3 protein-coding genes are annotated in these 6,936 nt (G+C 69.6%); all 3 read right to left on the reverse strand.

Going from position 1 to position 6,936, the window contains the following annotated elements; translation table 11 throughout:
- Window positions 1-13: 13 nt before the first annotated feature.
- The 3 genes from V6V47_RS20625 to V6V47_RS20635 are packed head-to-tail and all read right to left on the reverse strand — an operon-like array spanning window position 14 to window position 6,520.
- A complete protein-coding gene (locus V6V47_RS20625) occupies window positions 14-1,540 on the reverse strand; it encodes an OmpL47-type beta-barrel domain-containing protein (RefSeq protein ID WP_334629943.1) in 1,527 nt (508 codons plus the stop codon).
- Between the two features lie 8 nt (window positions 1,541-1,548).
- A complete protein-coding gene (locus tag V6V47_RS20630; protein WP_334629944.1) occupies window positions 1,549-5,490 on the reverse strand; it encodes a ThuA domain-containing protein in 3,942 nt (1,313 codons plus the stop codon).
- A 19-nt stretch (window positions 5,491-5,509) separates the two neighbouring features.
- Window positions 5,510-6,520 carry a multicopper oxidase domain-containing protein gene (locus V6V47_RS20635; RefSeq protein WP_334629945.1) on the reverse strand — a complete coding sequence of 337 codons (1,011 nt, stop codon included), beginning with the start codon at window positions 6,518-6,520 and terminating at the stop codon, window positions 5,510-5,512.
- Window positions 6,521-6,936: the final 416 nt, after the last annotated feature.

A 6,936-nucleotide genomic window follows, 5' to 3' on the forward strand; every position in this document is an offset into this window, starting at 1 on the left:
GAGGTCCGGAAAGTCATGCGCCGACGTCCGATCGGGCCGCGGCACGGACGATGGCACCCTGCTGGCGCCGGGTGAGCGTGCCGTCGGCGACCAGGGCGCCAGTGACCGCTTCCACGTGCCGGACGAAGTCGGCGTGCCCGGGGTAGGCGGCGTCTTCGTCGATCAGGTCGTTGATCGTGCAGCCATTGACGGTATCGGCGTTGGCGACCCCCGTGTCGTCGCCGTCGATGACCACGGTGGCCCGGGTGTCCGAGTCGGTGCACGCGTCGGTGCCGTCCACCACCACGGTGAACGTCGCCGACTGCTCGGCGGCGGTGTTCCCGGCGACGTCGGTCGCCCGGTACCGCAGGGTGTGTGCGCCGGGGGCGCGAACGGCGACGGGACTGGTGTACGCGGTCCAGCCCCCGGAATCGAGCGCGTACTCGATCGACGCCACACCCGAGTCGCCGTCGGTCGCCGTGACGGTCACGGTCGCACCGCCCACGTACGCGCCGTTGTCGTCCTGCTCGCCGGTCAGCGCTGCGGTGACCGAGGGCGGGGTGGTGTCCTCGGCCGGCGGGGGGACGACGGTGAAGTGGGCCATCTGCTCGGTCGACGTGTTCCCGGCGACGTCGGTCGCCCGGTAGTGCAGCATGTGCATGCCGGCGTCGTCGACCACGATCGGTTGGGTGTACGCGGTGAAGGCGGCTCCGTCCAGCGCGTACTCGATGGTGGCGACACCGGATCCCGCATCGGTGGCGGCCAGCGTGGCGGTGGCCGTACCGATGTAGTTGCCGTCGCCGTCCTGGTCGCCGGCCAGGGCGGCCGTCACCACCGGCGGGGTGGTGTCCTCCTCCCCCGCCTCGACGACGCGGAACGACACCGAGCCGACCGCACTGGTGTTGCCCGCCTGGTCGGTGGCGCGGAACTGCACCGAGTGGTCGCCGATCGCGGTCACCTGCACCGGCTGCGTGTACGGCTGGAAGCTGGTGTCGTCGACCTGGTACTCGACGGTGGCCACGCCCGATCCGGCGTCGCTGGCCGTCACCGTCACCGTGGCCGCGCCGACGTAGTTGCCGTCCTGGTCCCGGTCGCCCGTCACGGCGGCGGTCACCGTTGGCGGCGTGGTGTCGCCGCCGCCACCGCCGTCGGTCACCACCAACTCGCCGACCATCTGGCTGTGGCCGGGGATCGAGCAGAAGTAGCGGTACCGGCCGGGGGTGAGCGTCACGGACGCCTGGTGCCGGCCGTCGTTCGCGTCGAACGGGCTGGCCAGGATGTTGAGCGTGACGTCGTGGTTGTAGCCCTCGGTGGTGGTGTCGAAGGTCAGGGTGTGCGGCATTCCGGTGGTGTTGCCGGTGGCCGCGCTGTTCTCCCAGATGATCGTGGTCGCACCGGCCACCGCGGTGGTGGGCGCGGACTTGTAGCGGGTGATGTTGTCGTCGGCGGTCCAGGTCAGCACCTGGTCCGCGACGAGGGGGGCAGCGGTGGCGGGCGCACCGGCAAACGGGGTCACCGTGAGCAGGAGCGTCGCCAACGCGGCTGTCAGCCGTCGGATCATGCTCTCTCCTAGAGTTCCCGCGCGCGAATGTTGCGGAACTCGATCAGGTCGTTGTCGCCGTGGTTCTGCAGCCCGATGAAGCCGCGGAGGAACTGCCGCAGGTCGGTCGGCGGGTCGCCGGCGCGCGACGACTGCTTGCCCGGCGTGTTGTCGAACTCGTTGATCACCACGCCGTTGCGGATCATCGTGTAGTGCTGGCCGACCACGCGGATCTCGTAGTCGTTCCACTGGTCCTTCGGGGTGACGCCGGCCTGGGCGAGCGGCACGGGGTCGAAGTTGTAGACCGAGCCGGTCTTCTGCGGCTCGCCGGTCTCACCGTCGTAGATCTGGATCTCGTGGCCGCAGTAGATGGCCACCCACGCCGGTGAGGTCCGGGCCGATCCGACCGTGCCGCAGCTGTCCGGCGGACGTTGCTCCAGCGGGATCCGCGGGTCCGGGAATCGGGTGAAGACGCCGCTGTTGGCTCGGCCGGTGCCCGGCGCGATGTCGCGGAACTGCACCTTCAGCGAGAAGTCGCCGAACTCCTTGGTGTGCCAGAGCATGCCCAGGCCGCCGCTGGAGCGCAGCGACCCGTCCGGCTGGATGCCGAACGACCCGGACGGCGCCTGTTGCCAGTCGAGGAGCGACTCGGCGGTGCCGTCGAAGAGCGGCTCGTACCCGCTGTGGCCGGCCCGACCGATCTCGGACGCGGCGGCCAACCTGGTCAGCGTGCCGGCCTCACGGGCGGTGAGCAGGTCATCGTCCTGCAACGCACGGGTCACCGCGGTCACGTGTCGGACGAAGCTGTTGTGGTCGGGCCAGGTGCTCTCGTCGTCGATCAGGTCGTTGATCGTGCAGCCCTGCCCGACCGTACGGCTGGGCACTGCGGTGTTGGTGTCGCCGAGCCACACGGTGTCCCGGCTGTCGGGCACCGCGCAGCCCACCGTCACCGTGGTCTGCACCGTCGCGGTCTCACCGTCGGCGTACGTGACGGTCAGCTTCGCGGTGTAGGCGCCGACCCGGGCGTACGTGTGCCGGGGGTTCGCCTCGGTCGACGTGGCGCCGTCGCCGAACTCCCAGCGGTAGCTGACGCCGCCGGAACGCGAGCCGGTGAAGGCGACGGTCAGCGGCTTGTTCTGCACGGCGACCGAGGTGGCCGCCGGTGCCGGGGTGGGCGCGCCACCGGTGTAGGTGATCCGGATCAACTTCTGGTTCGGGTGCAGGCTGAAGAACCCGCCGCCGTAGTCCAGCAGGTAGAGCGCGCCGTCCGGGCCGAACTTGGCGTCCATCCAGCTCTGCAGCCGGGTGTCGCCGTTGCCGCTCGGGATGATGGCCCGCAGCGACTCGGCGAAGACCGGCGGGGCGGCTTGCGGCACGCCCTGTGGGTCGACGGTGACGGCCACCCGGTTGTTCGCGTTCGACTGGTCGCCGATGAACCACTTCTCGTCCCAGTACTTCGGCCACGCCACGCCGCTGTCGGTGTCGACGAGGTCGTGGTGGTAGGTCGGACCGGACATGATGGCCTGGCCGCCGCCGCGCAGGTACGGCTGGGTGTAGGTGGCGTCGGCCGCGACGTAGGTCGGGAGGCCGCTGCCGTCGGTCCGCTTCGGGAAGACGGGGCCGCCGCCGTCCGGCGAATACCAGATCATGTTGTCCCGGGCCGGCGGGACGTCCACCAGACCGGTGTTGCGCGGCGACTCGTTCTTCAGGTTGTCGCAGTCGTACCAGCCGGTCAGCACGGTCGCGTCGGTGCTGCTGCGGTCGCGGTACGGCTGTCGGTTGCCCATGCAGTACGGCCAGCCCTGGTTGCCTGCCGAGGTGAGGATGGTGGCGGTCTCGTACTTGGCCGGGCCGAGCGTCGGGCTCGGCGACGCGGCGTCCGGGCCCACCCAGCCCGCGGTCAGCCACTGGTGTTCCGGGTCGACCTGTAGGCGCGCGATGTTGCGGACGCCCATCACGTAGATCTCCGGCCGGGTCTTCTCGGTGCCCGGCGGGAAGAGGTTGCCCTCCGGGATGGTGTACGTGCCGTCCGCCTCCGGGTGGATCCGGATGATCTTGCCGGCCAGGTCGTTGGTGTTACCCGACGTACGGCGGGCGTCCTGGAACGAGATCCCCTGGTACTCGGCGGTCCAGTTGTTGCCGGAGTAGCCCTGCGACCCCTCGGACGAGTTGTTGTCGCCGGAGCCCACGTAGAGGTTGCCCTTGGCGTCGAACGCCATGCCGCCGCCGGCGTGGCAGCAGCTGTGGATCTGCACGGGGAACTTCAGCAGATCCTTGCGGGTGGCCTGGTCGATGCTCTGGCTCGCGCGGTCGTAGGTGAACCGGGAGACGGTGCGCTGCCCGACCCGCTGCACCCGGTCGATGGAGTCGTGCGGCATCCAGTAGACGTAGAGCCAGCCGTTGTCCGCGAACGCGGGGTCGGGCACGATGCCGAGCAGGCCCTCCTCGTTCTTGACCAACTCGGAGCCGCTGCCCCGGTTGCCCATCACCTCGAGGGTGGTGAGCAGCTTGACGGCCTTGGTCCGCGGGTCCCACGAGTGGATGGTGCCGCAGCCCAGCCCGACGTTCGGGTCGGCCCAGTCCACGATGGGGCCGCTGGGGCAGGCTGCCTTGCCGACGTAGAAGACGGTGCCATCCGGCGCGATGGTGAGGCCGTGCGGCTCGCCGATCTGGTCGAGCTGCCCGGTCTGGTTGGCCGCGGTGAGTCGCTCCACCTTGTAGTTCGCGGCGATCGTCGCCTGGCAGTCGCCGCGGACCAGGCCCGTCGTCCACTTGAGCGCGCCGGCCAGGTGCGTGCGGAACGCCGCCTCGCCGTAGCTGACCTCGGTGTGGCCCATGCCGGTGTAGAACGACCGGCCGCCGTCGTAGTCCCGGCACCAGGACACCGGGTGGAACGGCCCGTTGGCCCCCGGTCCCGGGTTGTAGTGCCGCTCCTCGACCTGGGCGACGACGTGCACCGTACCGATCGGGTTGGAGTCCCAGTTGTACCAGCGATCCGATCGGGTGATCGTCTGCGGCAGCGATGCCGTGGCCGGGTGGTTCCGATCCAGGATGTCGACCACCGCCTGGCTCACCGCGGGCGGTGCGGGGGTGGCGGTGCTGCCGGTGAAGAGGCGCAGGTCGGCGAGCTGGATCAGGGGCTCACCGCTGTTCGCGGTGATGTTCAGCCGAAAGTGCGTGAACTCCTGCGGAGTGGCGATGTCGAACCGGCGGGTCTGGAAACGCTCGGCGAAGGTCTGGCCGGTGCGCCGGTCGACATCGGACCAGGTCTGGCCGTCGGCCGAGCCCTGCAGGGTCCAGTCCCTCGGGTCCCGGCCGGAGGAGTCGTTGGCCGACGTCAGCGCGTAGCCGGTGATGCGCTTGGGTGCGCTCAACTCGTACGCCACCCAGCCCGTCGTGGTGCGAACGAGCCACTTGGTGCCGGAGTCGCCGTCGGTCAGCTTGTCCTTGGTCTCGTTCGGCGGGTTCTCGCCGCTGGCGGTGACCCGCGCCACCGGCTCGGCCACCGGGATCGCGCCTGCGGGGCGGGTGCCGATCAGGCCGGTGAACCAGGCCGAGTCGACCTGCGCGGCGGCGGCGTCGGCGATGCCGACGAAGCCGCCGCCGGCCTTCATGTAGCTCTGCAGCGCCGCTTCCTGCTCGCGGTCGAGCGCGGCCCCGTCGGCGGAGAGGAAAACCACGCTGCGGTACGCCGACAGCCCGGCCGCCGTGAACACCGCCGGGTCCGTGGTCACTGTGACATCGATGTCGTTATCCGCGCCGAGATCCTTGATCGCGGCCGCCGCGCGGGCGACCGGGTCCTGCTGCTCCGCGACCGGCCCGTGGAAGACGAGGACCGCTGTCCTCTGTGCCTGGGCCGCTGCCGTCTTCTGCGTCTGCGGCGCCGCCGGTGCGGCTGCCGCCGCCGGTGCCGGCACCAACATGGTGATGGCCGCTACCGCGGCGAGGGCTCGTCGTATCTCTCTGGTCATCCCCGTCCCCGCTTTCGGTTCAGCTTCGATGGGTGTGCGTGTGGCCCTGGAACCGGTGGATGGCCTCCTCGGCGCCCGGCGGCATACTGCCGTCCGCGTTGCGCACCAGGAAGATGCCGGCCATGCCGCCGTCGGAGTGGAACTGCACGTGGCAGTGGTACATCCACGCCCCGGGCCCGACGGCTTCCCCCGCCAGCACCTGGAAACCGAACGAGTTGCCCGGATTGAGGTCCTTGTTGTCGATCACCAGGCTCGGGTCGCTCGGGCCCTCCAGCATCCCGGTACGGTTGTCCGCCCAGCGATGCGCGTGCAGGTGGAAGGTGTGGAACGTGCCGCCGTGCCCGATGGCGATCCACTCCACCCGCTGGCCGAGATTGGCCTCGAACATCGGGGTGTCCGGTGCCATCTTGTTGTTGATCATCATGTCGTTGAAGACGACCGTGAACTGCTTCTCCGGCAGGATGTCGCCGCGGCGCCGGACGATCAGCGCCCCGTACAGCCCCTTGGCCAACCCGCCGGTGCCGTGGTCGGTGCCCATGGCGTGGTCGTGGTAGTGCCAGTAGCCGGCACTGCCCGGCATGAACCGCCGGCCCGCCGCGGCCACCATCTCGTGGGAGCGCCAGACGTAGGTCCGGGTCTCGCCGGGATTGTTGTACGAGGCGTTGAGCGGGCTGCCGTCCGAGTCGGTGCTGTAGTCCACTCCGTGTGGATGGATGGACAACCGCTGGGTGGTGGTGTTGACCAGGGTGACCTCCAACGTGTCACCCTCGTACATCTCCAGCACCGGCCCCGGGACGGTGGCCTGGCCGGGTGCCAGGCCGTACCCGTAGAGGTTTCCGGGTAACTGCTCGGCGTAGATGGTGACCTTCTTCGTGGCGCCGGTCGCGGCCCGGGCGGGACCGCCTCCGAGCATGGCGCCGACCGCGGGAGCGGACACGCCCAGTGCTCCGGCGGCGAGCGCGCCGGTGGCGATGAGGGATCTGCGGGACAGGTGGGGTGGGTGGTGGGGGTCGACGGCGTGGTCGTCCATGGATCTCCGTTCCCGACCGGGCCAAGCCACGACGAGGGCACGGTGCAGCGACCGCCGAGCTCGCCGCGAACTTTGCTCGGAAGAATCAGAACTTTCGATGGATAACATCAACTTATGCAATCCATCGACGAAAGTACAAGTCTTTTCGAGGAAAGTTCGACTTGACATCTCGATGGTCGTCGATTAGTCGTACCGCCGTCCGGGCCTGCCCGGCAGGGCTGACAGCTATCCGTTCACCCACCCCACCGACCACTGACCCGCCACCGGCCACCGGCCACCGACCACCGGCCCCGGCCTTCAAATCTTGGACAGTTTCCGTTACGTGGGTGGGCTCAACCGGTGGTTGCAACACCCTTCCATGATCTTCGTTGGGGTGGTTGTGGCGTCGAGGTTGAGCCCGCTGGAGCGGGAGCAGA

It is taken from the genome of Micromonospora sp. CPCC 205539, assembly GCF_036906815.1.
GTDB lineage: Bacteria > Actinomycetota > Actinomycetes > Mycobacteriales > Micromonosporaceae > Micromonospora.